The 26,551-nt window shown below is 71.2% G+C and carries 29 protein-coding genes and 1 rRNA gene; 16 read left to right on the forward strand and 14 right to left on the reverse strand.

Annotation, left to right across the window (positions count from 1 at the left end; translation table 11 throughout):
- The first annotated feature begins 32 nt into the window (after positions 1-32).
- The 5 genes from KV396_RS03135 (at position 33) to KV396_RS03155 (ending at position 3,701) form a co-directional block, all read left to right on the forward strand.
- Entirely contained in the window at positions 33-854 is an 822-nt protein-coding gene (locus tag KV396_RS03135) for an EI24 domain-containing protein (protein WP_247956785.1), read from the forward strand.
- The gene (locus KV396_RS03140; RefSeq protein WP_247956786.1) at positions 854-1,627 is read left to right on the forward strand and encodes a DNA-formamidopyrimidine glycosylase family protein; all 774 of its coding nucleotides are present in this window, start codon (positions 854-856) and stop codon (positions 1,625-1,627) included. Before KV396_RS03135 ends, KV396_RS03140 begins: the two co-directional genes overlap by 1 nt.
- A gap of 82 nt (positions 1,628-1,709) precedes the next feature.
- Positions 1,710-2,117 carry a DapH/DapD/GlmU-related protein gene (locus tag KV396_RS03145; protein WP_247625234.1) on the forward strand — a complete coding sequence of 136 codons (408 nt, stop codon included), beginning with the start codon at positions 1,710-1,712 and terminating at the stop codon, positions 2,115-2,117.
- A gap of 56 nt (positions 2,118-2,173) precedes the next feature.
- The gene (locus KV396_RS03150; protein WP_247956787.1) at positions 2,174-2,902 is read left to right on the forward strand and encodes a LysR substrate-binding domain-containing protein; all 729 of its coding nucleotides are present in this window, start codon (positions 2,174-2,176) and stop codon (positions 2,900-2,902) included.
- A gap of 82 nt (positions 2,903-2,984) precedes the next feature.
- Complete coding sequence (locus KV396_RS03155; protein ID WP_247956788.1) at positions 2,985-3,701, forward strand: glutamine amidotransferase-related protein; 717 nt, start codon at positions 2,985-2,987, stop codon at positions 3,699-3,701.
- 45 nt (positions 3,702-3,746) lie between these two features.
- Here the strand turns inward: KV396_RS03155 and KV396_RS03160 are convergent, their stop codons facing one another.
- Entirely contained in the window at positions 3,747-4,214 is a 468-nt protein-coding gene (locus KV396_RS03160; RefSeq protein WP_247634048.1) for a glutaminase, read from the reverse strand.
- A 94-nt stretch (positions 4,215-4,308) separates the two neighbouring features.
- Here KV396_RS03160 and purU point away from each other — a divergent pair, with 94 nt between their 5' ends.
- Entirely contained in the window at positions 4,309-5,160 is an 852-nt protein-coding gene (gene purU / locus KV396_RS03165; RefSeq protein WP_247634047.1) for a formyltetrahydrofolate deformylase, read from the forward strand.
- Here the strand turns inward: purU and KV396_RS03170 are convergent.
- Genes KV396_RS03170 through KV396_RS03180 form a run of 3 tightly spaced genes read right to left on the reverse strand, consistent with a single transcriptional unit; the run spans position 5,150 to position 6,933 of the window.
- Positions 5,150-5,587: a type II toxin-antitoxin system VapC family toxin gene (locus tag KV396_RS03170; protein ID WP_247956789.1), complete on the reverse strand. Its 438-nt coding sequence runs from the start codon at positions 5,585-5,587 to the stop codon at positions 5,150-5,152. The genes purU and KV396_RS03170 overlap by 11 nt on opposite strands.
- A complete protein-coding gene (locus tag KV396_RS03175; RefSeq protein ID WP_247956790.1) occupies positions 5,584-5,841 on the reverse strand; it encodes a type II toxin-antitoxin system Phd/YefM family antitoxin in 258 nt (85 codons plus the stop codon). Before KV396_RS03175 ends, KV396_RS03170 begins: the two co-directional genes overlap by 4 nt.
- A 39-nt stretch (positions 5,842-5,880) precedes the next feature.
- The gene (locus KV396_RS03180; protein ID WP_247956791.1) at positions 5,881-6,933 is read right to left on the reverse strand and encodes an NAD(P)H-dependent flavin oxidoreductase; all 1,053 of its coding nucleotides are present in this window, start codon (positions 6,931-6,933) and stop codon (positions 5,881-5,883) included.
- 53 nt (positions 6,934-6,986) lie between these two features.
- On the opposite strand from KV396_RS03180, the gene KV396_RS03185 reads away from it, so the two are divergent.
- Positions 6,987-7,259: a DUF6412 domain-containing protein gene (locus KV396_RS03185; RefSeq protein WP_247625240.1), complete on the forward strand. Its 273-nt coding sequence runs from the start codon at positions 6,987-6,989 to the stop codon at positions 7,257-7,259.
- 72 nt (positions 7,260-7,331) lie between these two features.
- Positions 7,332-8,141 carry a YidC/Oxa1 family membrane protein insertase gene (locus tag KV396_RS03190; RefSeq protein ID WP_247956792.1) on the forward strand — a complete coding sequence of 270 codons (810 nt, stop codon included), beginning with the start codon at positions 7,332-7,334 and terminating at the stop codon, positions 8,139-8,141.
- Here KV396_RS03190 and KV396_RS03195 read toward each other — a convergent pair.
- The 3 genes from KV396_RS03195 to KV396_RS03205 all read right to left on the reverse strand — a co-directional run bounded on the left by KV396_RS03195 (position 8,113) and on the right by KV396_RS03205 (position 10,500).
- Complete coding sequence (locus KV396_RS03195) at positions 8,113-9,102, reverse strand: EamA family transporter (RefSeq protein ID WP_247956793.1); 990 nt, start codon at positions 9,100-9,102, stop codon at positions 8,113-8,115. The genes KV396_RS03190 and KV396_RS03195 overlap by 29 nt on opposite strands.
- 35 nt (positions 9,103-9,137) lie before the next feature.
- Complete coding sequence (locus tag KV396_RS03200) at positions 9,138-10,022, reverse strand: SDR family oxidoreductase (protein WP_247956794.1); 885 nt, start codon at positions 10,020-10,022, stop codon at positions 9,138-9,140.
- Positions 10,023-10,152: 130 nt separating this feature from the next.
- Positions 10,153-10,500: a DUF7882 family protein gene (locus tag KV396_RS03205; RefSeq protein WP_247956795.1), complete on the reverse strand. Its 348-nt coding sequence runs from the start codon at positions 10,498-10,500 to the stop codon at positions 10,153-10,155.
- A 200-nt stretch (positions 10,501-10,700) separates the two neighbouring features.
- Here KV396_RS03205 and KV396_RS03210 point away from each other — a divergent pair, with 200 nt between their 5' ends.
- Entirely contained in the window at positions 10,701-11,273 is a 573-nt protein-coding gene (locus KV396_RS03210) for an FHA domain-containing protein (protein WP_247956796.1), read from the forward strand.
- Positions 11,270-11,782 carry a CinA family protein gene (locus KV396_RS03215; protein WP_247634039.1) on the forward strand — a complete coding sequence of 171 codons (513 nt, stop codon included), beginning with the start codon at positions 11,270-11,272 and terminating at the stop codon, positions 11,780-11,782. Before KV396_RS03210 ends, KV396_RS03215 begins: the two co-directional genes overlap by 4 nt.
- 46 nt (positions 11,783-11,828) lie before the next feature.
- On the opposite strand, the gene KV396_RS03220 is transcribed toward KV396_RS03215, so the two are convergent.
- Positions 11,829-12,887: an alcohol dehydrogenase catalytic domain-containing protein gene (locus KV396_RS03220; RefSeq protein ID WP_247956797.1), complete on the reverse strand. Its 1,059-nt coding sequence runs from the start codon at positions 12,885-12,887 to the stop codon at positions 11,829-11,831.
- 250 nt (positions 12,888-13,137) lie between these two features.
- Between KV396_RS03220 and KV396_RS03225 the strand changes: the two genes are divergently transcribed.
- Positions 13,138-13,623, forward strand: coding sequence for a YfbM family protein (locus KV396_RS03225; protein WP_247634037.1), 486 nt, complete (start codon positions 13,138-13,140; stop codon positions 13,621-13,623).
- A gap of 244 nt (positions 13,624-13,867) precedes the next feature.
- Here KV396_RS03225 and KV396_RS03230 read toward each other — a convergent pair whose 3' ends face one another.
- Positions 13,868-15,559, reverse strand: coding sequence for an HNH endonuclease signature motif containing protein (locus KV396_RS03230; protein WP_247956798.1), 1,692 nt, complete (start codon positions 15,557-15,559; stop codon positions 13,868-13,870).
- 509 nt (positions 15,560-16,068) lie between these two features.
- Here KV396_RS03230 and KV396_RS03235 point away from each other — a divergent pair.
- From KV396_RS03235 to KV396_RS03245, 3 genes are all read left to right on the forward strand, one after another.
- On the forward strand, positions 16,069-17,352 hold the full coding sequence (locus KV396_RS03235) for a M18 family aminopeptidase (protein WP_247956799.1): 1,284 nt from the start codon (positions 16,069-16,071) through the stop codon (positions 17,350-17,352).
- Positions 17,353-17,444: 92 nt separating this feature from the next.
- Positions 17,445-18,884, forward strand: a complete 1,440-nt coding sequence (locus KV396_RS03240) for a purine-cytosine permease family protein (protein WP_247956800.1) — start codon at positions 17,445-17,447, stop codon at positions 18,882-18,884.
- Positions 18,881-19,486, forward strand: coding sequence for a cysteine hydrolase family protein (locus tag KV396_RS03245; protein WP_407665567.1), 606 nt, complete (start codon positions 18,881-18,883; stop codon positions 19,484-19,486). The genes KV396_RS03240 and KV396_RS03245 overlap by 4 nt, the downstream gene beginning before the upstream one ends.
- A 116-nt stretch (positions 19,487-19,602) precedes the next feature.
- Here KV396_RS03245 and KV396_RS03250 read toward each other — a convergent pair whose 3' ends face one another.
- On the reverse strand, positions 19,603-20,313 hold the full coding sequence (locus KV396_RS03250; protein WP_247956801.1) for an MBL fold metallo-hydrolase: 711 nt from the start codon (positions 20,311-20,313) through the stop codon (positions 19,603-19,605).
- Positions 20,314-20,412: 99 nt separating this feature from the next.
- Between KV396_RS03250 and KV396_RS03255 the strand changes: the two genes are divergently transcribed.
- Positions 20,413-20,994: a TetR/AcrR family transcriptional regulator gene (locus KV396_RS03255; protein ID WP_247956802.1), complete on the forward strand. Its 582-nt coding sequence runs from the start codon at positions 20,413-20,415 to the stop codon at positions 20,992-20,994.
- A 57-nt stretch (positions 20,995-21,051) separates the two neighbouring features.
- On the opposite strand, the gene hutI is transcribed toward KV396_RS03255, so the two are convergent.
- Genes hutI through hutH form a run of 3 tightly spaced genes read right to left on the reverse strand, consistent with a single transcriptional unit; the run spans position 21,052 to position 25,485 of the window.
- On the reverse strand, positions 21,052-22,245 hold the full coding sequence (gene hutI / locus KV396_RS03260; protein WP_247956803.1) for an imidazolonepropionase: 1,194 nt from the start codon (positions 22,243-22,245) through the stop codon (positions 21,052-21,054).
- Between the two features lie 32 nt (positions 22,246-22,277).
- Positions 22,278-23,951: a urocanate hydratase gene (gene hutU, locus KV396_RS03265; RefSeq protein ID WP_247956804.1), complete on the reverse strand. Its 1,674-nt coding sequence runs from the start codon at positions 23,949-23,951 to the stop codon at positions 22,278-22,280.
- Complete coding sequence (gene hutH / locus KV396_RS03270; protein ID WP_247956805.1) at positions 23,944-25,485, reverse strand: histidine ammonia-lyase; 1,542 nt, start codon at positions 25,483-25,485, stop codon at positions 23,944-23,946. Before hutH ends, hutU begins: the two co-directional genes overlap by 8 nt.
- Before the next feature lie 58 nt (positions 25,486-25,543).
- On the opposite strand from hutH, the gene KV396_RS03275 reads away from it, so the two are divergent.
- Positions 25,544-26,326, forward strand: a complete 783-nt coding sequence (locus KV396_RS03275; protein WP_407665568.1) for an IclR family transcriptional regulator — start codon at positions 25,544-25,546, stop codon at positions 26,324-26,326.
- Positions 26,327-26,438: 112 nt separating this feature from the next.
- Here the strand turns inward: KV396_RS03275 and rrf are convergent.
- A 5S ribosomal RNA gene (rrf, locus tag KV396_RS03280) occupies positions 26,439-26,551 on the reverse strand.

Genomic DNA, 26,551 nt, shown 5'->3' on the forward strand with positions numbered 1-26,551 from the left:
CCCGCTCATCCGCCCCCTCTACTGTGAGAGTCATGATCCGAGAGTTCAGCACCGGTGTCCGCCTTCTGCTGCGCGGGTTCTCCGTATGGCGCACCCGCCCCGGACTCATGGCGCTGGGGCTCGTGCCGGCGGTCATCGCCCTCGTGCTCCTCATCGCCGCGATCCTCCCGCTGGTGCTGGGCATGGGGTCGATCACGGCGTGGGCCACGCCCTTCGCCGACGGCTGGGTCGAGCCCTGGCGATCGCTGTTCCGCACCGCGGTCGGGTTCGTCATCGTAGCCGCCGCCGTCTTCCTCGCGAGCGCCGTGTTCACGGCACTGACCCTCACGATCGGCGATCCGTTCTATCAGCGCATCTGGCACGCGGTCGAGGTCGACCTCGGCGATCCGCCGCCGGCCGACGGCGGCAGCTTCTGGACGACGATCGGCGAGGGCCTGCGCCTCGTGGTGCTGGGTGTGCTCATCGCGATCGTCGTACTGATCGCCGGCCTCCTGCCCCTCGTGGGCGGTTTCGTCGGCCCCGTGCTCGGCGTGGTCCTCTCGGGACGCCTCCTCGCACGCGAACTCACCGGGCGCGCGTTCGACGCCCGAGACCTCAGCCCCGCCGACCGCGCCGCCCTGTTCGCGGGCAGCCGCGCGCGCGTGCTCGGGTTCGGCGTCGCCACCCAGCTCTGCTTCCTCGTGCCCGGCGGTGCCGTCGCGGTCATGCCCGCCGCCGTCGCCGGTTCGACGATGCTCAGCCGCAGCATGCAAGAACGCAGCCGCAGCATGCAGGAACGCAGCCGCAGCATGCAGAACCACGACCTTTCCTCGCCGAGCGCTCCCCCACCCCCGCCCCCGGCCGGACCGCGCTGATGCCCGAGGGAGATACCGTCTTCCGCACGGCGCGGCGGCTCGATGAGGCATTGGCCGGTGGCACCGTGACGCGATTCGACCTGCGGGTTCCGCGCTTCGCGACCGCCGATCTCACCGGCCAGACGGTGCACGGAGCGGCACCTCGGGGCAAGCATCTGCTCCTGCGTATCGGCGAGAGCACGCTGCATTCCCATCTGCGCATGGACGGTGCGTGGTTCGTCTACCGACCGGGTGAGAGGTGGCGGCATCCGGCCTTCAAGGTGCGCGCGATCGTCGGCACGGCCGAGCGCGAAGCGGTCGGCGTCGACATCGCCGAGATCGAGTTGGTACCCACCCGCGACGAAGACGATCTCGTGGGCTACCTCGGCCCCGATCCGCTCTCCGCCGACTGGAATCCCGCAGAGGCGGCCCGGCGCATCTCGGCTGATGCGCGCAGCATCCACGTCGCCCTGCTCGACCAGCGCAACGTCGCGGGCTTCGGCAACGAGTACGCCGCGGAACTCCTGTTCCTGCGGGGAATCCTGCCGACCACGCCGGCCTCGGAGGTCGACGCCGCTGCCCTTCTCGACCTCGGCACGCGCACGATCCGCGCCAACCGCGACCGCCGCAATCGCACGTTCACCGGCGTCGATCGGCCGGGCCAGGCCACCTGGGTCTACGGCCGCGCGGGGCGACCGTGCCGACGGTGCGGAACGCTCATCCGACGGGGCGAACAGGGCGCGGATCCGACGCGTGAGCGCATCACCTTCTGGTGCCCCGTGTGCCAGCGCTGACCGGTTCCATACCGGGGAATGAATCCCGTAGGCGCGTGGTTATTGATAGCACTGGGGAAAACCCCGGAGCACGGGAGGAATCGTGGGCAAGAACTACGTCGACATCGAGAACGACCGAGGCGACACGCTGCGCTACCGCAAGCACGCCAACGGCCGAGGACTCGTCGCGCACGGCGCGAAGGTGCACCCGAAGGCGCACATCGAAGCCGGCGCCTACATCGAACCCGGCGCACGCATCGGCGCCGGAGCCACCATCGCGCGCGGCGCGTGGATCGAACCGGATGCCGTGATCGGCGACGGAGCGCACATCGAGGCGCACGCGCACATCGGAGAGGGCGCGGCCGTCGGCGACGGCGCGCACATCGGCGTCCGCACCGAGATCGGCGCGGGCGCGCGCATCGTGCGCGGCGCACGCATCGGCGACGACGAGACGGTCGCGGCCGGTCTCACCGTCGCGACGAACCGCAAGGGCCTCTGGCTCGCCGCCTGACGCACCGCTGATCACCCCGGCACCCGACCGCGCGGTCGCCGGATACCCTTGATCGCATGGCGACTCAGGGACGGCGACCGCAGCGGCGCCCGCAGAAGACGACGAAGCCGCCGCAGCAGAAGCGTCGGCCCGGCCAGCCGAAGCAGGCGAAGAAGGTCGTCTTCGATGCCCCGGCCTCCGCTCCGGAGGAGCCGCGCACGTTCCGCCTCGGCGTCGTACCCGGCGCGATGCCGGGCAAGTGGATCGATGCCTGGAAGCAGCGCATGCCGCATGTCCCGCTCGAGGTCGTGCCGGTCGAGGTGGCCGATCAGGATGCCGCGATCGACGGGCTCGACGCCGCCCTCGTGCGCCTGCCGCTCGGGGCGGACACCGTCGACACTCTGCACGTCATCCCGCTGTACGACGAGGTTCCCGTGGTCGTCGCATCGATCGAATCGCACCTCCTCGCCGCCGACGAACTCCGCCTCGAGGATCTCGCCGGCGAAGTGCTCATCGCACTGACCGACGACACCCTGCCCGCGATCGACGCACCGGGTGTCCTCGCGCCGCGTTTCGCCCCCCTGTCCACCGCCGAGGCCATCGTCACCGCGGCGACCGGTACCGGCGCCGTGGTCGTGCCCATGTCGCTCGCGCGCCTGCACCACCGCAAGGACGCCGACTACCGCCCGCTCGTCGACGGCCCGACCTCGACCGTCGCCCTCGCCTGGGTGCGCGAGCGCACGACGCCCGACGTCGAGACGTTCGTCGGCATCGTCCGCGGCCGCACGGCTCAGTCTTCACGGTGAGCGCCGTCGTCACGGTGAGCGCAGTCGTCACGGTGAGTCACCGCCGACCGACCGGCCGCCGCGCCCTCGTTAGAATCTTCTGATGTCCTCGCTTCTCTACGTCTGCGTGCGACCCGAGATCGGGGCCGCGGATGCCGAGCACGCCTCGTTCCGGCGCGCGCTGGGCGTGGACGTCGTCGATCGCCTCGATCTCCTCGACGAGCCCCTCGACGACAAGCGTCTGCAGGGCTACCGCGGGATCGTCGTCGGCGGTTCGCCGTTCAACGTCTCCGACACCGTGAAGTCCGCCGTGCAGCTGCGGGTCGAGGCCGACCTCGAGCGCCTCGCCCGCCGTGCGATCGCGGCCGAGACCGCCGTCTTCTTCACCTGCTTCAGCATCGGCGTCGTCACCCGCCTGCTCGGCGGCGAGGTCGTCACCTCGACTCCGGAATCGGCGAGCGCGACCGTGATCCGCACGACGGATGCCGGAGCCGCCGACCCCCTGTTCGGTCCGAGCGCACCCGCGCTCACCGTCTTCACCGCGCACAAGGAGAGCACCGCCGCGCTCCCGCCGGGGGCCGAACTGCTCGCGACGAACGACTCCTGCCCGGTGCAGGCGTACCGCGTGGGCACGCACCTGTACGCCGCGCAGTTCCACCCGGAGCCCACGCCGCGCGACTTCGCCGACCGCATGACGTTCTACCGCACGACCGGGTACTTCGACCCGGCGGAGTTCGATCGCGTGCAGGGGCAGGTGCTGTCCGCATCCGTCACCGAGGGCGCCGAGCTGCTGCGCCGCTTCGCCGAGACGTTCGCCTGAGCCGAGCACCCGTGGCGTTCGCCCGCGACCACTGGACGCGCGCGACTAGCTCGCCCCGCGCAGCAGTTCAACGCGCTCCCGCAGGTATGCCTCGAGGGGCATGAAGCCCCCGGCGGCGCTCCATCGCACCGAGGGGATGCCGTCGACCAGCGCGAGCGGCCCGGAGGCTCCCCCGGCATCCACCGCGTCGACGTCGATCACGCTCCACCCGACGTGCACGACCTCGCCCTCGTCGAAGCCGCCCTTGAGGGCTTCGGCACGGCGCTCGGCCCGTTCGCGCGCCGACTCGGCCGTGTAGCCGCGGCGACCGGGGTCGGCAGCGCGGAGCACCTCGGCGGTCGCGAGCGCGTGCGTGTCGGTGAGCAGCAGCACGCCCAGGTGCCAGGCCTCGCCGACGCGCACGATCCGCTTGCCCCGCCAACGGGAGTCGCGTTCTTCGCCGAGCCCCTCCTTCGGGGCGCCGGCGAGGTCGGCGACCGCGCGGGTCAGCAGGTCGGAAGCGGACGGATGCATCCCTCCAGGCTAGCGAGCGGGGGCTCGTGGCGGGCGCGATTCGCCGGGAGGGCCGCTCGCACGGCAGAATCGATGCACACCCCGAGGAGACGCCATGTCACAGCCCGATACCGCTCGCCTTCTGATCGCGTGCGACGACCAGCCCGGCATCGTCGCGGCGGTCGCCAACGTGCTGGCCGAGCACGGAGCGAACATCATCTCGCTCGATCAGCACTCGACGGACTCCGAGGGCGGGCGCTTCTTCCAGCGCACCGTCATCCACCTGCCGGGCCTCGCCGCCGCCCGCCCCGCGCTCGAGGCGAGCATCGCGCAGGTCGCCGAGCGCTTCTCGATGGAGTGGTCGCTGCACGACGTCTCCCGCCGCAAGCGCGTCGCGATCTTCGTGTCGAAGTACGACCACTGCCTCATGGAGCTGCTGTGGCGCACGCAGCGCGGTCAGCTCGACATCGACATCACGATGGTCATCTCGAACCACCCCGACCTCGCCGAGTCGGTGCGATCGTTCGGTGTGCCGTTCGTGCACATCCCTTCGGGCGACAAGGGAGCCATGGAGTCCCGTCAGCTCGAACTGCTGCAGGGCAACGTCGATCTGGTGGTGCTCGCGCGCTACATGCAGATCCTCACCGACGACTTCATCGAGCGCGTCGGCGCCCCGGTCATCAACATCCACCACTCGTTCCTGCCAGCCTTCATCGGCGCGAACCCGTACGCCCGGGCGAAGGATCGCGGCGTGAAGCTGATCGGTGCGACGGCGCACTACGCCACGGCCGACCTCGACGAGGGGCCGATCATCGAGCAGGACGTCACCCGCGTGACGCACGGCGAGTCCGCCGCCGACCTGCAGAGCCGCGGCGCCGAGGTCGAGCGTCTCGTGCTCGCCCGCGCGGTGCAGTGGCACGCCGAGGACCGCGTGATCGTGCACGGCCGCTCGACGGTCATCCTCTAAGGGATCCTTGACGAGCGACGCCGGAACCGGCGACGTCGGAACCTCCGACGACGTCGACGGCGAGGCCACGGGATGCCGTCGCTAGACGTCGATCGTTGGTCCAGAGCTCGGTGCAGCCCGAGATCTGCGCGGCGGCGAGGTGCAACGAGTCCGGCGTCTTCAGCCCGAAGTCCGCCCGCAGCTCGGCCGCGCGGACGAACACCGCCGCATCGAGATCGATCATCACGAGGTGATCGAACAGCGCGAGGTACCGGTCGCGCACCTCGACGTTGCGCTCGCGCAGCGATCGGATGAGGCACTCGTGCAGGGCGAGCGGGCTCGACGCCACGGGCGCGTCCACCTGGGCCAGCGCAGCGCGCACGGCATCACCGCGGGCGCCGGTGTCTTCGAGCGCGTAGATCAGGATGCAGGCGTCGACGTAGATCATTCCCAGGAGTCTCGGTTCTCGTCGATCTGGGCGTCGAGGTCCGCGGCATCCGTCGCCAAACGCGCCGGCAGCCGGTTCGCCTCGATCCAGTCGACGAGCACGCGTCCGCTGCGGACGGCATCGACCGGGCCGATCGGCACGAGGCGAGCCACCGGGGTTCCGCGCTTGGTGATGACCACCTCTTCACCGGCCTGCGATTCGGCGATCAGGCGCGAGAGACTGTTGCGCGCATCCAAGACGTTGTGCTCCGGCATGACGCCATCCTAGCCAAGTACATGGCTAGGAACAAAAGGTCACCCCCGCGGAACACCCGCGCGGAGTTCGGCGAACACTTCGCCCGCCGTCTCGAGGTGCACGAGCGGTGCGGCCTGCCCCATCCACAGCGACTGCAGCTCGCCGAACCCCTGCTCCCCCGCAGCCGCGCGGAATCTGCCGGTCAGCCAGTTCTGCATCGGGAACGGCGCGATGGTGCCGCTCGCCTCGATCGCGCGCACGGCCCGATTGCGGGCGCCGCGCGCGAGTCGTCCGCTCATCGCGCGGGTGAGCACGGTCTCGTCGGCGGCCGTCGCATGGATCGCCGCCCGGTGCGCGGCGGTGACCGCCGACTCGTCGGTCGCGAGGAACGCCGTGCCCACCTGCACCCCGCTCGCCCCCAGCGCGAATGCCGCGGCCACCCCGCGGCGATCGGCGATGCCGCCGGCGGCGATGACGGGCACCGCGACCGCGTCGACGACCTGCGGCACGAGCGCGAACGTGCCGACGAGGGATTCCTCGGCGGGTCGCAGGAACGATACCCGGTGCCCCGCCGCCTCCATGCCGGTCGCGACGATCGCGTCGACACCGCCCGCCTCCAGCGCCACGGCCTCGGCGACCGTCGTGGCGGTTCCGACGACGCGGATGCCGCGGCGATGCGCTTCGTCGACCACCTCGGCGCCGGGCACACCGAAGACCACGCTGAGCACGGCGGGGGCGACCTCCCAGATCGCGTCGAGCTGCTCGTCGAGCGGGGCGAGGTACCGGTCCGGTCGAGCCGGCGTCTCGATGCCGACCGCGTCGTAGAACGGCTGCAGCGCCTGAGCGAAGATCATGTGCTGGGCGTTCGGCTCGACCTCGTCGCCCGTGGGCAGCCAGACGTTGAGCGCGAAGGGTCGGTTCGTGGCCGCGCGGAGCTCGGCTCCGACGGCGCGGATGCGGTCACCGTCGTAGCCGTAGAGTCCGAACGACCCGAGCCCGCCCGAGTCGCTGACCGCCGCGGCGAGCGCGACCGACGACAGCCCGCCGAACGGCCCCTGCACGATGGGATGCTCGACACCGACAAGCTCACGAAGGCCACGCAGATCACTCATGCTCCGAGCCTATTCCCGCCCTCGCGCCCAGGGCCCGGTGCTACCCTCGCAGCATGGGCGAGTGGATCGAGCGGATGCTGAGCGTGCTGCTCGCGACCCTCGGTCTCGTCGCGATGCCGGATGCCGCCGCCCTCGGTGTGGCCATCGCCGTCATCGCCGTGACCGCCCTCGTGCTGGCCGTCGCGCTGAGCATCCGCACGACCGTCGACGCCCGCGCCCCGCATCCGTGGCGCGCGATCGATGCGTCCGCGCTGCTCGCGCAGAGCGATCCCGATGCGGCCGGTCACCCGCGTCCGCGAGCGCCGGGAGTCGCGATCCCCGCGTAGTCCTCCGCCCGGGAACGGGAGGGACCACGCGGCTTTCGCCGACCCCTCCCGACCTCATGAACGGACACTCCGATGGATCTCTTCGCCTTCCCGCCCCTCGCCGCCCTCCTCGACGCCGCCTACGGCGCACTCGCCGGGCTCTCCACCCTGCTCGAACCCCTCGCCGGGGCATCCGCCGCCGCCCTGGCGGTCGTGCTCGTCACCCTGCTCGTGCGCTCCCTGCTCATCCCGGTCGGCTTCTCGACCGCCAAGGCCGAGCAGACGCGCGCGCGCCTCGCCCCGAAGCTGCGCGACCTGCAGCGCCGCCACAAGAAGAATCCCGAGCGGCTCCAGAAGGAGATGCTCGCGCTCTACCGTGACGAGAAGACCTCGCCGTTCGCGGGCATGCTCCCGGTGCTCGCGCAGGCCCCGGTCGTCGGCATCCTGTACACGCTGTTCATCCGCCCGGAGATCGCCGGGCACCCGAACGACCTGCTCACGCACGACCTGTTCGGGGCACCGTTGGGGACGAGCCTCGTCTCCGCGGTGTTCGGGGGCACGGCGACGCCTGCGACGTTCCTCGTGTTCGGGGCGCTGCTGCTCGTGATCATCGCGACCGCGGAGGTCACGCGCCGGGTGTTCCGCCCTGCTCCCGTCGACGACGACTCGTCGATGGGCGCGGCGATGAACTCCCCCGCGATGCAGCGCGTGTTCGGCTCGCTCCACTACCTGACGGCCGTGTTCGCGGTGTTCGTGCCGCTCGCCGCGGCGCTGTACCTGACGGTCACGGTGGTGTGGACGCTCGTTCAGCGGATGCTGCTGCGTCGCCGTTACCCGCTCGCGACCACCGGCACGGCGGGCGCCGCAGCGCCGATCAGTCGGGCAGGGGTATCGGCGCGGTGAACACCCCGGTCTCGGGGCCGTTCCGGCGATCGGAGCCGGGAACCGCGCCCGGCTCGGTCGTGGAATCGGCTGCGGGCTCGGCGTCGTCCGCCCGCCGACGCGCGCGCCGGATGCCGAGGGTGGTCCCGATGCTCGCGGCGACGACGAGGGCGATCGCGAGGAGGCGCAGAGGCGAGGCGTCCTGACCGAGGATGAGCCACCCCGCCAGCGTCGCGAAGGCGGGCTCCAGGCTCAGCAGCACCCCGAACACCCGTTGCGGCAGACGGCGCAGCGCCGCGAGTTCGAAGCTGTAGGGGATCACCGACGACAGCACGGCGGTGATCCCCGCCAGCAGCAGGAGCTGCGGGTCGGCGGCGACGACGGTCGCGGTGGGGATGCCGACCGGGAGCAGCAGCACCGCGGCGACGACGAGCCCCATCGCGAGCCCGCCGCTGCCCGGGATCACCGCCCCGACCTTCGCGCTGGTGCGGATGTACATGGCCCAGAATCCGGCGGCGATGAGGATGAACACCACGCCGAGCGGATCGAGCGGTTCGGCGCCGACGACACCGTCGACGAAGAGCAGCCCCATGCCGATCACCGCGACGCCGACCCAGACGGCATCCGGAAGCCTGCGGGTGAGCACGGCCGCCAGCACGAGAGGGCCGAGGAACTCGATCGCGACGGCGGGTCCCAGGGGGATGCGGTCGATCGCGGCGTAGAAGAAGCCGTTCATCGCGGCCAGCGAGAGCCCGAACAGCAGCGCCGCGGCCCACTGCTGGCGCGTCCAGCGCCGGGGGCGCGGGCGCACGATGACGAGCAGGAGGAGGGCGGCGATCGCCACGCGCAGCGACGTCACGCCCCACGGGCCGAGCACCGGGAAGAGCTGTGCCGCGACGGCCGCCCCGAAGGGCAGCGACAGACAGGAACCGATGACGAGGGCGACGCCCGTCAGGGTCCGGGACGACGCGGATTTCTGCACTCCTCCAGCGTAGCTCCGCGCCGCCCCGCGCAATCTCAGAGGTGCTTGCCCCCGGTGACCGGCAGCACGATGCCCGAGGTGTACGACGATTCCGCGGACGCGAGGTACACGTACGCCCCCGCGAGCTCCGCCGGCTGCCCGGCGCGACCCAGCGGGGTGTCCTGGCCGAAGGTCGCGAGGCGCTCTTCGTCCCATCCGGTGGCGGGGATCAGCGGCGTCCAGATCGGACCCGGCGCGACGGCGTTCACCCGGATGCCGCGGGGACCCGCCTCTTCGGCGAGCGCCTGCACGAACGCGACCTGCGCGGCCTTCGTCATCGCGTAGTCGATGAGTCCGGGCGAGGGGTTGTACGCCTGGACCGAAGAGGTCACGATGATGCTCGCCCCGGGCTCGAGGTCGGGGAAGGCGGCGCGGGCGGTCAGCAGCATCCCCTCCAGGTTCGTCTCGAACACACGGCGCATGCGATCGGGGTCGATCGATTCGAACCCGTCGATGTCGTGCTGATACCCGGCGTTGAGCACGAGCACGTCGAGACCGCCCAGCGCCTCACGGGTGTGCGACACGATCGCAGCGGCGAACTCGTCGTTGCGGAGGTCACCGGCGAGGCTCACGCCGGTGCGCCCCGCGTCGCGGATCAGCCGCACCGTGTCGTCGGCATCCGCCTGCTCCTCCGGCAGATGCGCGATCGCGACATCGGCTCCCTCGCGAGCGAACGCGATCGCCGCCGCGCGGCCGATGCCCGAATCGCCGCCGGTGATCAGGGCCCGCCGTCCGTCGAGACGGCCGTGGCCGACGTAGCTCGCCTCCCCGTGGTCGGGGGTCGGCAGCGTCAGCCCGGTGAGGCCCGGCTGGTCCTGCTGCTGCGCCGGGAAGCCCTCTTCGCGATGCGCGTGTCGGGGGTCGGTCGTGGAGTCGGTCATCTCGTCACCTGGGTTCCGTATCGTCGGTCTCGGCGCGCAGAAATCCGGTTGCGCGAGATACCGACGATGCCGTCACGGCCCACCCGATTCCAGGGGGTTGACAGGCGGATGCTCCGACGAGCGGCCGCGCTCAGCTCGCGGGCGCCGCCGGGATCTCGGTCGTTGTCGGCGCCTCACCGTTCTCGGCCGGCTCGGGCACGAGGTACAGACCGCTGGGAGCGTTGGCCGTGAAGGCGAGCGCTTCGATCCACGCGCGGTTGATCGACGGCTGGCGGCTGCCGAAGTACTTGAATACCAGCGAGCTCGCCGGCTGGATCCACACGGTCGTGCGGCCGCCGCCGACGCTCGCGTCTTCGCGCCAGCTGAACGGGAACGGCTCGCCCCGGCGCAGCTTCGCGGTGATGACGAGTTGCAGGTGCGTGAGCGCCCGGTCCTCGATCTCGGTCTTGACTCCGCCTTCGTAGACGAACTTCCCCATCAGGTGCTCCTCGGTGCGATGCTTCGGTTCTCCGACCCGGCCGTCGGGATCACCCCATGAGAATAAGCGTATGCCCTCATCGTTCCCCCGCGGAACCCGGGTCCACGTGACACCCCGGCCAGGCGAAGTCAAGCCCCTGCGACGGCGACGACCGAGACCCTAGAGTCGAGTCCCATTACCTGCCGAGGAGGCGATGACGGATGACCGATTCAGGCACCGAGGGCTACACCCCCACCACGACCCACGCCGAGTGGGGCGCGGGCGAACCGAAGCTGCGCATCTCGCGAGACGACGAGCGCACCGAGTTCCTCCTCGACGTCGACGTCGTGCGCATCGGCTCGGCGGCGGGCAACGAACTCCGTCTCGCCGACACGGACCCCGTGCACGCCACGATCACCCACGACCAGCGCGACGAGTACGTGCTCGAGCTGCACGGCGAGGGCGAGCGCAACGCGAGCGACAACGCCGACGGCACCAATTCCGCCCCGAGCACGGAGACCCTGCGCACGGGTGCGCGGTTCACCGCCGGACCGTGGACGTTCGTGTACCACCGCGAGGAGTTCGCCGACCACGGCCGCCCGTTCGGCGGGCGGAAGGGCGGCGAGTACGACGACCAGCCGCTGCAGCCGCCGCGACCCGACTACGCGCACGACGAAGCGGCAGAGGGCCCCGACGACGAGGCCGCGCCCGACGGTCCCGCACCGGAGACGCCGGGTCCGGACGACTCCGCGGAGAGCTCGTCGGAGGACACCTCGGAGGACGACGCGAGGTGACGGACGGTGCCGACTCGTCCGACGATCTCCGGCATCTGAGTCGCACGGCGCTCGAGCGTCGATTGCGCATCTGCGTGGCGGAGTCTCTGACATCGGGGCGACTGGCGAGCGCGGTCGGCGGGGGTGATGACGCCGGGTGCTGGTTCGGCGGCGGAGCGGTCGTGTACCAGTCCGACGAGAAGGAGCGCGTGCTCGGGGTCACCCCCGGCCTGGATCCCTGCTCGGCCGAGGTCGCCGAGCAGATGGCAGAGGGCGCACGAAAGCTCTTCGATGCCGACCTCTGCGTCGCGACCACGGGCGTCGGCGGTCCGGGACCGGACGACAACGGGCATCCCGCCGGAACGGTGTTCCTCGGGTGGGCAACGGCCGATGGTGTCGGTCACCGCGCCCTGATGCTGTCCGGCGATCCCGCGGAGGTCATGGAGTCGGCGGTCGTTCAGGCGGTACGCCTCCTGACGGTGCGGATCGAGGGGGTGCATGCGGCGGGTCCTCGCCGCGCGAGTTCCTGAGGCGGCATGCCCACCCGGGGCGCTTCGCTCCGACTCGCCGCGTCGATCAGCGCCCCGGTAGCAACCCGACGCGTAGCGGCGCTCCCGGGGCGGATGCCTCGGCGAGCGCTTCGTCGATAGCGGCGAGCGGCCGCACGGCTCCGACGGCATCCGCGAAGGGGTAGGCGCGTCCGCGCCCGGCGAGGAACGCCACCGCCTCGGCCAGGTCGATGCCCGTGTAGTTATGCACACCGGCGACCGTGACGAGGCGACGAACGATGCTCTCGGCGTCGAGCGCCACCCGGTCGGCGGGGAACACGCTGCCGACGAGCACGACGATCCCGCCGACGGCGACCCCGTCGAGCGCTTCGGCGACCGCGTGACCGGATGCCTCGATCACGACGTCGGGTTCGGGGCCGCCTGCGGCATCGAGGGGTAGCGCACCGAATTCCTGCGCGCGGGCGCGACGCGCGTCGTTCGGGTCGAGCACCTCGACGAGCGCCCCCTGCTCGGCGGCGATCGCTGCGGCGGACAGCCCGACGAGGCCGGCGCCGTGGATGCGCACCCGTGCGCCGTCCAGATCGCGATGCCGGGCCGCACGGGCGACGGCCGCCCAGGCGGTCGCGGTCGCGCACGACGCGGGAGCGAGCACGGATGCCGGGAGCGTCTCGGGCACCCGCACGATCGTCGTTCCCTCGCGCAGCTGCATGTGGCTGCCGAAGGCTCCGGTCAGCTCCCCGTGCGCACCGATGCGGTCGTGCCCGTACTTCGCGAGCGTGCGGCACTTCTGAGGCATGCCGCACAGGCACCGGTCGCAGCTCGCGCACGACACCGTGATCGACCAGACCACCCGGTCGCCGATGCGCAGCGGTGCTCCGTCGGTCGCGGTCGCCCCGGCGTCGCCGAGCGCGATGACCCGGCCGACGCTCTCGTGACCGAGCACCAGCGGCACCGGGGCGGGTCGATGCCCCTGCACGGTGTGCACGTCGGATCCGCAGATGGTCGACAGCTCGACCGCGACCAGCACATCGCCGTCCGAGAGCGCGACACCCGGCACGGCGATCGTCTCATGGGGCTGTCCTTCGCCGACGAACACCATCGCGGTGGCCGCGGGTCGCAGCGCCACGTCGCGTCGATGCCCGGGTGGGCGGGTCAGCATCGTTCCCATGTCGCTCCCCCGTGTCAGCTGCGCGATCTCGTTGCCCGAGTCCTCTCCGACTCTTCCAGGACGAGAACGGCGCTTTCGGGTGCACCCGCGAGTGTTCAGCGGCTGTTCACCTCCGATCCGGTTCGGATTCGCCGGGTGTCTCGGTGCCGCTCGAGTGCGCTCTAGGCTGGGAGCGGTACCGCGACGAACGGGGAGGGTTCGGATGGGCATGAGGGCTGCATACACGCTGATCGATGAGGGCACGCTCGATCGGCTGGTGTCACTGTCGCCCGATGTCCTGCTGTCGACGCTCGAGGAACTCGAAGAGGCCGGTGCGCCCACCGTCTACGTCGACAAGATGTGGGACGGTCTGCACTTCCTGCTCACCGGGGTATCGGCATCCGCTCCGCGTGAGGACGACCCGCTGAGCGAGGCCGTCGTGGGAGTGCACGCGTTCGGCGGTGACGACTTCGTCGGCTGCACGGAGAACGACGAGCTCGAGCCGATCATCGACGCCCTCGACGCGGTCGACCTCGACGAGGCGCTCGCGAAGGTCGACTTCGCCGCGTTCGCCTCGGCGCGCGTCTACCCGAACATCTGGACCGACGACCCCGCGCAGCTGCGGGCCGAGCTGACGGATGCTTTCGCCGAGCTGCGGCGCGTGCACCAGCAGGCCGCCGACGCCGAGCGTCACCTGGTGATCAGCATCTACTGAGGCGTCGCCGGGCCCGGTCGGCAACGGAGGTCGTCGCGAAGGTCGTTGCGAAGTTCGCGACGGTCGTGCACAGAAGTCGTTCGCGGAAGTCGTCGCGAAAGTCGTTCGCGAAAGTCGTCGCTTATCGCGCCGTTCAAGCGCTCGGTCGCGGGCGGTGATGCTCGCGGCCGATCCCGGGCGACCGGCCGAGGTCACAGTCGCAGTCGCAGTCGCAGTCGCAGTCGCAGTCGCAGTCGACCAGCGTTCATGCGCGCATCGGTGTTCGGGTTCGCTGTCTCGCCCCAGTGGCGCTGGCTGTGGTGGTAGCGGTGGGGGTGCGGGGTGCGGGTCGGGGTGTTCGCCATTTTTGGTGGGGGTCCCACCAGGCGGGTCCGCGGACGTGGGGTGTGCCGTTGTGCATGCGTATCTCCCAGCCGGAGGTGTCGAGGGTGCGGTGGTGGTGCCAGCAGAGGGTGACGCCGTTGTCGGTGGTGGTGGGTCCGCCGCGGGAGTGTTCGGTGACGTGGTGGATTTCACACCAGGCGGCGGGGACGTGGCAGCCCGGGATGAGGCACTCGCGGTCACGGAGCGTGATCGCGCGGCGTTGGTGGACGGTGAACACCCGGTCGGTCGAATCGATCCCGATGATGCGCCCGGTGGGGTCGGAGGTGACGCGTTGGATGCTGCCACCGCACGCCGTGTGCCGGGCCGTCGCGAGGGACACCGGGGTGTCGATGCCGTCGACGTGCGCCCATCCTCGCCCGGACGCGTAGTCCTCCGCGGTCACCGACACGACCAGGGTCGGGGCGGCACCGCCGAGGGAGGGCATGTCGCCGTGGCGGGCGGCGATCCCGAGGGCGGCAGCGAGGGCATCGTGCTGCTTCTGCGCCCGGGACCGGCCATCGACCATCCCACCGGGATCACCCGACGGGAGAAGGTCGTCGGGCGGGAAGACAGCGTCGTCCAAAGAGGCGAGGCCGTCGGGCGGGAGGGCGTCGTCAGCGAGGAAACCATGCGCCTCACCGTTCAGCGCGTGCTCGTCCCTGCCGAACATCGTCTCGTCGGCGGAGGTAACGAACCGCACCCCACTGGCCATGCCCACAGCAGGCTGCGGTGCCTCGGGGATGGGTGGTCCGTCGACTTTCGGGTTCAGGTACGCGTCCCAGATGCGTTGCAATTGCCCCGCCGTCTCGGGCAGCAGTGACCCTCGGATCGGGATCACCCCGTCCTTGACCCGCCCGAGGACGATCCCCCGGGCGCGCATCGCGCGCTCTTCCGCGGGTTCCGCGCCGTCCGGGTCGAGGTAGGTCACGATCACCCGCGACAGGAGCTTGAGATCTTCGGGCGTAGCGGGTGGGCCTGATTCGAGCCCGCTGCCAGGGCCGGCATCGGCGTCGCCGCATCCATCGGCATCGGTGTCCGCGGCCCCATCCGCACTCTCGACGGCGACGAGCCCGCGCGCGTACTCGGCCAGTTCGGCATCCGCATGCAACCGGTCCGCCACACCGATCCGGACGCCGGCTTGCTCGACAGGTCCGGTCGCCGCGAGCAGCCCCGCGACCCCGACCGCCCCGTCCAGTAACGCTTCCCGCATGGCGGGCCATCGGGCGGGAAGCAGCGCACCGGAGGAGAAGTCGAGCTCTCGCCGGACGATCGTCCCGGCTTTCACGACCCGTGCCGCCCCCGCCGCGTCGGTGCGGAGTACGCGTTGGACGAGTTCGTTCATCGTCCGGCATCCGAACCGTCCGCAGAACGCGAGCTCGCCCGATCCCGCCGGGCGTTGATCGACCGATCCGACCGTCTCGACGACGACCGCATCCACCCGGCGGGCGAGTTCGCCCGCGGCGCGGAGCACCTGCATCTTCTCCGCATCCGACAACCCCGCCAGCGCGTCCGCGCGCAGCACCGCGGCCAGGTCGGCGACGACCCGATCCAGGACTTCGGCGGTGCTGTTCATACGTCCCAGTCCACCAGGGGCCACCGACATTCCGAAACGAAAACCCCAGGCCAACGCCAGTATCGACGCGAGTGGTGGAGAACTCGGGGCAACACGGCAGCGGTGCAGAACGAGTGCACACGGGCGGGACCCTTCGACAAGCTCAGGAACCCAGCGGCGGCAATGCCGCGGCCCTTCGTCTCGCTGCGCTCGCTCAGGAACCGGGGGCACTCTGGCTTACTCAGGAACCGGGGAGCGCGGGGCGGGACCTTCGACAGGCTAAAGGGCCCCGTGCACCCGGGACGGGACCGTTCGACAAGCTCAGACCCCAGCGGTGACAGGGGCGCGGCCCTTCGCCTCGCCGCGCTCGCTCACGAGCCCGGGGCACCTCGCCGCGCTCACCCCGCAACCGGATGGCGTGCCAGGCCCCTCGACCGGCTCGGGCACCGGTGGCAGAGGGAGCCCGGGGTGCGAGCACGACACCATCCGCGGGTACGCTCGAAGGACGCCCGTCTGCAGGAAGGCCCTCCATGCCCGTCACTCCGGTCGCCCTCGCCCACGCCGAGGACCTCGCCGACTTCGTCGCCGCCTCCCCCTCGAGCTATCACGCCGCGACCGAGATCGCCCGCCGCCTCGAGGATTCGGGCTTCACGCGCCTGAACGAGGAAGATGCCTGGCCCGCACAGCCCGGCGGTCGCTTCGTCGTGGTGCGCGACGGCGCGACGATCGCCTGGGTGGTGCCGACGGATGCTTCGCCCACCACACCCGTGCACGTCTTCGGCGCGCATACGGATTCCCCCGGTTTCAAGCTCAAGCCGCAGCCGACGACCGGTACCCGCGGCTGGCTGCAGGCCGCCGTCGAGGTGTACGGCGGACCTCTCCTGAACTCCTGGCTCGACCGTGAGCTGCGGCTCGCCGGGCGCCTGGCGCTGACCGGCGGCCGTGTCGTGCTCGCCGACACCGGCGCGCTGCTGCGCCTGCCGCAGTTGGCCATCCACCTCGACCGCACCGCGAACAGCGGGCTCGCTCTCGACAAGCAGGTCGAGACGCAGCCGGTCTGGGGTCTCGGCGACCCGAGCGAGGCCGACGTGCTCGGCGAGCTCGCGGCATCCGCCGGTGTCGACGCCGCCGATATCCGCGGCTACGACGTCGTGATGGCCGACACCGCTCGCGGCGCCGTGTTCGGCAAGGACGACGCCTTCTTCGCCTCGGGTCGCCTCGACGACCTCGCTTCGGTGCACGCGGGCGTCGTCGCCCTCGCCGCGCACAAGGGCGAGGCGGGCGCCCCGATCGCGGTGCTCGCGGCCTTCGATCACGAGGAGCTCGGGTCGAACTCGCGCTCCGGCGCCGCCGGCCCCTTCCTCGAAGACATCCTGGGGCGCATCTCCGACGGGCTGGGGGCGGATGCCTCGGAGCGCCGCCGCGCCTTCGCATCGTCGTGGTGCCTGTCGAGCGACGTCGGCCACTCGGTGCACCCGAACTACGTCGGCAAGCACGACCCCGTCGTGCAGCCGGTGCTCGGATCGGGCCCGATCCTCAAGCTGAACGCCAACCAGCGATACGCGACGGATGCTCTCGGCGCCGCCGCCTGGCACGCCTGGTGCGAGCGGGCCGGCGTGCCGACGCAGGAGTTCGTGTCGAACAACGGGGTGCCGTGCGGCTCGACGATCGGACCGATCACGGCGACCCGCCTCGGCATCCGCACGGTCGACGTCGGCATCCCGATCCTGTCGATGCACTCCGCGCGCGAGCTCGCCGGCGTCTCGGACCTGCACGATCTCGCCCGCACCGCCGAGGCGTTCTTCCGGTCCTGACCCGGGTCTCGACCCCGCCCTGACCCCTGCCCTGATCCGGCGTCGTTCGTCGTATTCGCCCCGATGTCGGCGCACGGTGCCAGGATGAGGGGATGACGCAGAACCCGCCCGGCCTCATCGAGCGCGCCGGCATCGAGATCATCCCCGAGTCCGAGCGCACCGCGAAGCCGCGCGACCTGTTCTGGCCGTGGTTCGCGGCGAACGTGTCGGTCTTCGGCATGTCGTACGGATCGTTCGTGCTCGGCTTCGGCATCTCGTTCTGGCAGGCGACGATCGTCTCGGTCGTGGGCATCGTGGTGTCGTTCCTGCTGTGCGGGCTGATCGCGATCGCCGGCAAGCGCGGATCGGCGCCGACCATGGTGCTCTCGCGCGCGGCGTTCGGGGTGCACGGGCAGAAGGTACCCGGCATCGTGTCGTGGCTGACGTCGATCGGCTGGGAGACGTTCCTCGCCATCATGGCCGTCCTCGCGACCGCCACCGTCATCACGCAGCTCGGCGGCGACGGCGACAGCGTCGCCGTCAAGATCACGGCGACCGTCATCGTCGCGGCGCTCATCGTGGGCGCCTCGGTGCTCGGCTACCACGCCATCATGAAGATGCAGTCGGTGCTCACCTGGCTCACCGGCGCCGTGACGATCCTCTACGTGATCCTCGCCGCGCCCAGCATCGATCTCGAGGCGGTGCTCGCGCGTCCGGACGGCGGCATCGGACAGGTGATCGGCGCCCTCGTCATGGTGATGACCGGTTTCGGACTGGGCTGGATCAACATCGCCGCCGACTGGTCGCGCTACCAGAAGCGCACGGCATCCGACGGGGCGATCGTCGCGTGGAACACGATCGGCGGATCGGTCGCTCCCGTGATACTGGTGGTGTTCGGCCTGCTGCTCGCGGGGTCCAACGACGATCTCTTCGCCGCCGTTCAGGCCGACCCGATCGGCGCCCTCGCGACCATCCTCCCGCTGTGGGTGCTCGTGCCGTTCCTGCTCACCGCCGTGCTCGCCCTCGTCTCGGGCGCGGTGCTCGGCATCTACTCCTCGGGCCTCACACTGCTCAGCCTCGGCATCCGCATCCCCCGCCCCTCGGCCGCCGCGATCGACGGCGTCATCCTGACGATCGGCACGATCTTCGTCGTGTTCTTCGCGACCGACTTCCTCGGCCCGTTCCAGAGCTTCCTCATCACGCTCGGTGTTCCGCTGGCGTCGTGGGCGGGCATCCTCATCGCCGACATCCTGCGCCGCCGCAAGGACTACGACGAAAAGGCGCTCTTCGACGCGAAGGGTCGCTACGGCGCCTGGGACTGGATCTCGATCGGCACGATGGTCGTCACGAGCGTGATCGGGTGGGGGCTCGTCCTCAACGGCTTCGCCGAAGATGCGCCGTGGAACAACTGGCAGGGCTACCTGCTCTTCCTCGTCGGGGGCACCGAGGGCGACTTCGCGTACGCGAACCTCGGCGTCTTCTTCGCGCTCGTGCTCTCGTTCCTCGTGACGTACATCGCGCGTGCGGGCAAGATCCGGCGGCAGGAGGCGTGAGCGCCTCGGCTGGCGCGACGTCGCCGGCGGAAACCGGAACGGCAGCACCCGAGACCGAGCAGTCGTGGTTGGTCGTGATCGATCCGCAGGCGATCTTCGCGGCACCGGATTCCGCCTGGGGTTCGCCGTTCTTCGCCGAGGCGATGCCCCGCATCCGGGCTCTCGCGGAATCCTTCGGCGAGCGCGTGCTCGTGACGCGATGGATGCCGACGGCCGATCGCGCGACATCGTGGGGTGACTACTTCGCCGCCTGGCCGTTCGCCGATCAGCCGCCGACCGACCCGTTGTTCGCTCTCGTACCCGACGCCTCCACCCTGTCGCCGCTGCCGACGCTCGACCTGCCGACGTTCGGCAAGTGGGGCGCCGACATCGAGCGGATCGTCGGACGCGGCGCGCACATCGTGCTGGCCGGCGTCTCCACGGACTGCTGCGTGATCTCGACGGCGCTGGCCGCCGCGGATGCCGGGGCCCACGTCACCGTCGCGGCCGATGCCTGCGCGGGATCGACCACCGAGAACCACGCCGCCGCCGTTCAGGTGATGGGCCTCTACCCGCCGCAGATCACCATCAGCGACACGGCGACGGTGCTCGCAGGGCGCTGAACCCGGGGCGCTGAACCCGGAACGCCGACACCGGAACGCCGACACCGGAACGCCGACACCTGAACGCCGACACCTGAACGTCGAAGGCGGAGCTTTGAGCCTGAGATCAGGATCCGTTAGGCGGATGCCCGCACGGCTGCCGCGATGTCGGCCGGTGATCCGCGCCAGGGGGCTCCGTGCCCCGGCAGCACCCAGGATGCCGACACCCCGGCGAGCCGGTCGAGGGAGGCGAGCGCCTCGCCCGGCTCATCCGTGAACGGGGCGGGCTGCGCGCCGACCTGCCCGGTGAGCACGTGCCGGGTGGTGAGCGCGTCGCCGACGAAGACGGCCTCGACGAGGGGAACGTGCACGGCGATGCTGCCGGGCGAGTGCCCCGGCATCCCGATCACGACGGGCGAGCCGGGCAGGTCGAGCACGTCTCCGTCGCCGACCTCGCGCACCTCGGCGACGTGGTGCGTGCGGAAGGCGTTCTTGCGCAGCCCGTAGCCGAGGAACCCGAGCATCGGCCCGATCCGAGCCGGCCCCATCGCGGTCTTCGGTTTCTCGCCCGTGCGCACGCGGTGCGCATCGGCGGCATGGATGAACACGGGCACCCCGACCTCACGCCGCAGTCGTTCGGCGAAGCCGATGTGGTCGCTGTCGCCGTGGGTGAGCACGACGCCGCGGATGTCGCTGAGCGGGCGCCCGATCTCGGCGAGAGTGCGCTGCAGATCGCGCCAGTGCCCGGGGAGTCCGGCATCGACGAGCGTGATGCCCTCGGGCGTCTCGATCAGGTAGGAGGCGACGATGTCGTTGCCGAGGCGGTGGAGGTGCGGGGCGAGCAGCATGGCGGGGTCCTTTCTGGACGGGTGCGATCGGCGGACGATTGCGAAAGCTACGATACGTAGCTATCATGGCTACTGTCAATAGCCATGAAGGAGGCGCCCGTGCCGGCACCCGAACGCACCTCGACCGAGGCCATCGTCGCTGCCGGTCGCGCGATCCTCGAGGAGTCCGGGCCGGCGAGCCTCACGATGCAGGCCGTCGCCACCCGCGTCGGCGTGCGCGCCCCTTCGCTCTACAAACGCGTGCGCGATCGCGATGCCCTCCTCACCGCGGTGGCCGAGGCCGCGATCGACGAGCTCGGCTCGCGTCTCGCCGACTCCGTCTCCGGCTCCGGCTCCGACTCCGGCACCGGCACCGGCACCGGCACCGACAACTCAGGTACCGACCTCACGAAGCTCGCCGAGGTCTACCGCGCCTTCGCGCACGAGCACCCCGAGAGCTTTCGGCTGATGTTCACGGCATCCGCTCCCGTCGATGCGCTGCACCGCGCATCGGAGCCCGTGCTGCGCGCGGCCGCCGCGCTCGTCGGCGAGGCGGATGCCCTCGACGCCGCGCGCCTGTTCACCGCCTGGGCGACGGGATTCCTGCAGATGGAGCTGTCGGGAGCGTTCCGGCTCGGCGGCGACGTCGGCCGGGCCTTCGACTACGGGCTGCGCCGGCTCCTCGCAGGGCTGACCGCCTGACTGCCTGACCGCCTGACGCCCGGAAAGCCCGCGGGCTCGACCGCCCGCAGCGACGGCTCAGACCGCGACGCCGTCCTTCCACACGCGCGCCACGAGCGGCACGCCGGGGCGATATGCGAGGTGGATGCGGGTCGGCGCGTCGAGCAGCACGAGGTCGGCCCGCGCCCCCGGAGCGATGATCCCGATGTCGTCGCGGCGCAACGCCCGGGCGCCGCCCGCCGTCGCCGCCCACACGGCCTCCGCCGGGGTCATGCCCATGTCGCGCACGGCCACCGCGATGCAGAACGGCATCGACGAGGTGAAGCTCGATCCGGGGTTGGTGTCGCACGCGAGCGCGACCGTGACGCCGGCGTCGATGAGGCGGCGCGCATCGGGGTACGGCTGGCGGGTCGAGAACTCGACGCCCGGCAGCAGGGTGAGCACGGTGTCGGATGCCGCGAGCAGCGCGACGTCCTCGTCGGTCAGGTAGGTGCCGTGGTCGACGGATGCCGCGCCCAGCTCGACCGCGAGCGCGACGCCCTCCCCCGGTCCGAGCTGACTGGCGTGCACCCGCGGCGCCAAGCCCCGGGCGATCCCGGCCTCGAGCACGCGGCGCGACTGCGCGACAGTGAAGGCCCCGGTCTCGCAGAACACGTCGATCCACCGCGCGTGCGGGGCGCAGGCGTCGAGCATGGGGCCGATCACGAGGTCGACGTACTCGTCGCCGCGGTCGGCGTACTCGGCCGGCACGACGTGCGCGCCGAGGAAGGTCACCTCGGGCGTGACCTCGGCGGCGAGACGCACGAGACGCTCCTCGTCGGCGACGCTCAGCCCGTACCCGCTCTTGATCTCGACGGTCGTCGTGCCCTGCGCGAGCATCTCGTCGAGGAACCCGCGCACTCGCGCACGCAGCTCGTCGTCGGTCGCTGCGCGGGTGGCCGCCACGGTCGATCGGATGCCGCCGGCCGCGTACTTGCGTCCCGCCATCCGCTCCTCGAACTCGACGGCCCGGTCACCCCCGAACACCAGGTGGCTGTGGCTGTCGACGAACCCGGGGATCACCGCCCGCCCCGCGGCATCCACGATCTCATCGGCGGGCGGGGCACCCGCCGCTGCCCCCACCCACGCGATCCGGTCGCCGTCGATGAGGACGGCAGCCTCGTGCAGCGTGCCCACCGAATCGCCGCTGTCCGGGGCCCCTGAGCCCGCCGACGGGCCCGCCCCCGGAGCGTTCGTCGTCAACTCGCCGATGTTCGTGAGGAGCGTCGTCATGGCGTCAGCCTTTCAGATTCGAGAAGCGCAGCTCAGAGCATCGGGATGTTCAGGCCGCGCTCGCGCGCCACCTCACGGGCGTGTTCGTAGCCCGCGTCCACGTGCCGCATCACACCGGTGCCGGGGTCGTTGGTGAGCACGCGCTCGAGCTTCTGCGCGGCGAGGTCGGTGCCGTCGGCGACCGTCACCTGACCGGCGTGGAGCGAACGACCGATACCGACGCCTCCGCCATGGTGGAGCGACACCCACGAGGCACCCGAGGAGGTGTTCAGCAGCGCGTTGAGCAGCGGCCAGTCGGCGATCGCATCGGAGCCGTCCTTCATCGCCTCGGTCTCGCGGTAGGGAGAGGCCACGGAGCCCGAGTCGAGGTGGTCGCGCCCGATCACGATGGGCGCCGAGAGCTCACCCGAGGCGACCATCTCGTTGAACCGCAGCCCGGCGAGGTGGCGCTCCTTGTATCCGAGCCAGCAGATGCGGGCGGGCAGCCCTTCGAAGTGCACCTTCTCGCCGGCCTTCTCGAGCCAGCGGTGCAGCGCGGTGTCGTCGGGGAACAGGTCGGCGATCGCCCGATCGGTCTTGGCGATGTCCTCGGGGTCGCCCGAGAGCGCCGCCCAGCGGAAGGGTCCGCGCCCCTCCTCGAACTGCGGGCGGATGTAGGCCGGCACGAACCCCGGGAACGCGAACGCGCGGTCGAAGCCGCCGAGTTCCGCCTCCCGACGGATCGAGTTGCCGTAGTCGAAGACCGCGGCTCCGGCGTCCTGGAACGCGACCATCGCGGCGACGTGCGCCGCCATCGATTCCCGCGAGCGCCGCGTGAACTCCTCGGCATCGCGCTCGGCCTCCGCCTTCCACTCGGCCACGTCGACGCCGATGGGCAGATAGGCGAGCGGGTCGTGGGCGCTGGTCTGATCCGTCACGATGTCGATCGGCACACCACGGCGGTGCAGCTCGGGGAACACCTCGGCGGCGTTGCCCACGACGCCCACCGAGAGTGCCTCCCCGGCATCCTTCGCCGCGAGGACGCGGGCCACGGCGGCGTCGAGATCGGTCGTGTACTCGTCGAGGTACCCGTGCTCGACGCGGCGGGCGAGGCGCGACTCGTCGACGTCGACGATCAGCACCACGCCGTCGTTCATCGTCACCGCGAGCGGCTGCGCGCCGCCCATGCCGCCGGCACCGCCGGTGAGGGTGAGGGTGCCGCGCAGCGAGTCGCGGCCGAGCGAGCGGGCCACGGCCGCGAACGTCTCGTAGGTCCCCTGCAGGATGCCCTGCGTGCCGATGTAGATCCACGACCCGGCCGTCATCTGGCCGTACATGAGCAGACCCAGTTCCTCGAGCCGACGGAACTCGGGCCACGTCGCCCAGTCGCCCACAAGGTTCGAGTTGGCGATGAGCACGCGCGGCGCCCACTCGTGCGTACGGAAAACCCCCACCGGCTTGCCCGACTGCACGAGCAGCGTCTCGTCGGGCTCGAGCTCGTCGAGGGTGCGCACGATCGCGTCGTACGCCTCCCAGCTGCGGGCGGCGCGGCCCGTGCCGCCGTAGACGACCAGGCTCTCGGGGTGCTCCGCCACCTCGGGGTCGAGGTTGTTCATCAGCATCCGCTTGGCGGCTTCGGCCCCCCAGCTCTTGGCGGTGCGCTGATTGCCGCGTGCCGCTCGAACTGTGCGCGTCGTGTCGATGAGGGTGGGCTTCTGGTCAGTCATTCGCGTGCTCCTGTGCGATGCGGGCGACGGCGCCGGACTGCACGAGCGCGGTCACGGCCTCCATGTCGGGAGAGAGGAATCGGTCGGGGCCGGGGCCGGCGGCGACCGTGCGCACGAGGTCGCGCACGGCCCCCGTGGCCGGTCCTGCGTGGAGGGGGGCGCGCAGATCGAGGGCGCGGGCACCGGTGAGGATCTCGATCGCGAGCACCCGACCGAGGCCGTCGATCGCGCGGCGCAGCTTGCGTGCGGCCGCCCAGCCCATCGAGACGTGGTCCTCCTGCATCGCCGACGAGGGGATCGAATCGACGGATGCCGGAACCGCGAGCCGCTTCAGCTCCGACACGATGCCGGCCGCGGCGTACTGCGCGATCATGAGGCCCGAGTCGACGCCGACCTCATCGGCGAGGAACGGCGGAAGACCGTGGTTGCGCGCCGGATCCAGTGCCCGGTCGGTGCGCCGCTCCGACACCGAGGCGACGTCGGCGACCGAGATCGCGAGGAAGTCGAGCACGGCGGCGACCGGCGCACCGTGGAAGTTGCCGTTCGACTCGATCCGCCCGTCGACCGTGATGACCGGGTTGTCGATGACGCTGGCGAGCTCACGGCCGGCGATCGTCGCCGCATAGCCCGCGGTGTCGCGCGCGGCACCGTGCACCTGCGGCGAGCAGCGCAGCGAGTACGCGTCCTGCACCCGGCCGTCCTCCGGACCCTTGTGGCTGTGCACGATGGGCGAGTCACGGAGGAACGCGCGCAGGTGCGACGCCGAGACGCCCTGTCCCGTCTGCGGACGCAGCGCCATGAGATCAGCGGCGAAGACGGCATCCGTGCCCAACTGCGACTCGATCGACATGGCCGCGGCGATGTCGGCGGTGAGGAGCAGACCCTCGATGTCGTGGAGCGCGAGCACCAGCATCCCGAGCATCCCGTCGGTGCCGTTGATGAGGGCGAGTCCCTCCTTCTCGACGAGGGTCACCGGCTCGATGCCGGCGGCGGCCAGCGCCTCGGATGCCGGGACCAGCGCACCGTCGGGGGTGCGCACGTCGCCCTCGCCCATCGCCGCCAGTGCGATGTGGGCGAGCGGGGCGAGATCGCCCGAGCAACCGAGCGATCCGTACTCGCGCACGACCGGCACGATCCCCGCGTTGAGCAGCGCGGCGTAGGTCTCGACGACGACGGGGCGCACGCCGGTACGGCCCGAGGCGAGCGTCTGCAGGCGCAACAGCTGGAGGCCGCGCACGACCTCGGCTTCGACCTCGGCCCCCGTTCCCGCCGCGTGCGAGCGGATGAGGCTGGCCTGCAGCTGCAGACGACGGTCGGGAGCGATGAACGTGGTGGCGAGTGCGCCGAACCCGGTCGAGACACCGTAGTGCGGGTGCGGATCGGCAGCCAGCCCGTCGATCACGGCGCGGGTCTCGGCGACGCGAGCGAGCGCGTCGGGGGAGATCACGACGGGGGCGCCGTGGCGGGCGACGGCGACGACATCGGCGGGAGCCAGCGGGGCGGCGCCGACGAGCACGGGGACGAGTTCACTCATGTCTCGATTCCACACCCGAGGGGTCGCCCGCGACAGCGGATCATGACATCCTGTGTCTGTGATCCCAGACAGCTCGGATGCCGTGGCCGACACTCCCCTGCAGGTGCCCGCGGCCGAGCACACCCTGCGGATCCTCCGGTATCTGGCGGGGCGGCCCGCGCCGGTCGCCGCATCGGCGATCGCACGCGAACTCGCGCTCCCGCGGTCGACCGTCTACCACCTGCTCCGCACCCTGGCGCTGCACGGCTTCGTGGTGCACCTGCGCGAGGACCGTCGCTGGGGCCTCGGCACCTCCGCGTTCGAGCTCGCCGGCGGCTACGCCCGACAGCAGCCGCTCGCCCGGCTGGGGCGTCCGCTCGTGGCGGCCCTCTCGGACCGCCTGGGCGAGAGCGCGCACCTCGCGGTGATGAGCGGGGGCGACGTGCTGTACATCGTCGAAGAGCGCGCGCCGCGGCGGCCGGCACTCGTCACGGACGTCGGCGTGCGGCTGCCCGCGCATCTCACCGCGAGCGGGCGGGCCATGCTGGCCGCGCTCCCCCGCGAGCAGGTGCGCGCACTGTATCCGAGCGCCTCGGCTTTCCCCCACCGCACCGGCGTCGGTCCGCGGAACCCCCGCGAGCTCCGTGAGGTGCTCCGCGACGTACGCACGCGCGGATATGCGACCGAAGACAGCGAGGTCGCCGACGGCCTGCGCTCCGTCGGCGCCGTGGTGCGCGATCACAACGGGTGGCCGGTGGCCGCGGTCGCCGTCACCTGGGCAGGGAACGACGTCACGGAGACGCAACTGGCGGATGCGGTACGCAGCACGGCCTCGGTGCTCGAGGCGCGTCTGGCGCACTGAACGCGTGCACGCTGGACATGCGCACGCTGAACATGCGCACGTGATCGCGTGCACATGCCCGTAAAACGAAAAAGAGCCACCCAGCGTTGGGTGGCTCTCTTTCTTAAAAGAAGTCCGGCGGTGTCCTACTCTCCCACAGGGTCCCCCCTGCAGTACCATCGGCGCTGTGAGGCTTAGCTTCCGGGTTCGGAATGTAACCGGGCGTTTCCCTCACGCTATGGCCGC

The sequence above is a fragment of the Microbacterium galbinum genome (assembly GCF_023101185.1).
Classification (GTDB): Bacteria; Actinomycetota; Actinomycetes; order Actinomycetales; family Microbacteriaceae; genus Microbacterium; species Microbacterium galbinum.

Coding starts and splice junctions, on each gene's coding strand:
- KV396_RS03135 (WP_247956785.1), top strand. CDS start 33: ATGATCCGAGAGTTCAGCACCGGTGTCCGCCTTCTGCTGCGCGGGTTC.
- KV396_RS03140 (WP_247956786.1), top strand. CDS start 854: ATGCCCGAGGGAGATACCGTCTTCCGCACGGCGCGGCGGCTCGATGAG.
- KV396_RS03150 (WP_247956787.1), top strand. CDS start 2,174: ATGGCGACTCAGGGACGGCGACCGCAGCGGCGCCCGCAGAAGACGACG.
- KV396_RS03155 (WP_247956788.1), top strand. CDS start 2,985: ATGTCCTCGCTTCTCTACGTCTGCGTGCGACCCGAGATCGGGGCCGCG.
- KV396_RS03160 (WP_247634048.1), bottom strand. CDS start 4,214: ATGCATCCGTCCGCTTCCGACCTGCTGACCCGCGCGGTCGCCGACCTC.
- purU (WP_247634047.1), top strand. CDS start 4,309: ATGTCACAGCCCGATACCGCTCGCCTTCTGATCGCGTGCGACGACCAG.
- KV396_RS03170 (WP_247956789.1), bottom strand. CDS start 5,587: ATGATCTACGTCGACGCCTGCATCCTGATCTACGCGCTCGAAGACACC.
- KV396_RS03175 (WP_247956790.1), bottom strand. CDS start 5,841: ATGCCGGAGCACAACGTCTTGGATGCGCGCAACAGTCTCTCGCGCCTG.
- KV396_RS03180 (WP_247956791.1), bottom strand. CDS start 6,933: ATGAGTGATCTGCGTGGCCTTCGTGAGCTTGTCGGTGTCGAGCATCCC.
- KV396_RS03185 (WP_247625240.1), top strand. CDS start 6,987: ATGGGCGAGTGGATCGAGCGGATGCTGAGCGTGCTGCTCGCGACCCTC.
- KV396_RS03190 (WP_247956792.1), top strand. CDS start 7,332: ATGGATCTCTTCGCCTTCCCGCCCCTCGCCGCCCTCCTCGACGCCGCC.
- KV396_RS03200 (WP_247956794.1), bottom strand. CDS start 10,022: ATGACCGACTCCACGACCGACCCCCGACACGCGCATCGCGAAGAGGGC.
- KV396_RS03205 (WP_247956795.1), bottom strand. CDS start 10,500: ATGGGGAAGTTCGTCTACGAAGGCGGAGTCAAGACCGAGATCGAGGAC.
- KV396_RS03210 (WP_247956796.1), top strand. CDS start 10,701: ATGACCGATTCAGGCACCGAGGGCTACACCCCCACCACGACCCACGCC.
- KV396_RS03225 (WP_247634037.1), top strand. CDS start 13,138: ATGAGGGCTGCATACACGCTGATCGATGAGGGCACGCTCGATCGGCTG.
- KV396_RS03230 (WP_247956798.1), bottom strand. CDS start 15,559: ATGAACAGCACCGCCGAAGTCCTGGATCGGGTCGTCGCCGACCTGGCC.
- KV396_RS03235 (WP_247956799.1), top strand. CDS start 16,069: ATGCCCGTCACTCCGGTCGCCCTCGCCCACGCCGAGGACCTCGCCGAC.
- KV396_RS03240 (WP_247956800.1), top strand. CDS start 17,445: ATGACGCAGAACCCGCCCGGCCTCATCGAGCGCGCCGGCATCGAGATC.
- KV396_RS03250 (WP_247956801.1), bottom strand. CDS start 20,313: ATGCTGCTCGCCCCGCACCTCCACCGCCTCGGCAACGACATCGTCGCC.
- hutI (WP_247956803.1), bottom strand. CDS start 22,245: ATGACGACGCTCCTCACGAACATCGGCGAGTTGACGACGAACGCTCCG.
- hutU (WP_247956804.1), bottom strand. CDS start 23,951: ATGACTGACCAGAAGCCCACCCTCATCGACACGACGCGCACAGTTCGA.
- hutH (WP_247956805.1), bottom strand. CDS start 25,485: ATGAGTGAACTCGTCCCCGTGCTCGTCGGCGCCGCCCCGCTGGCTCCC.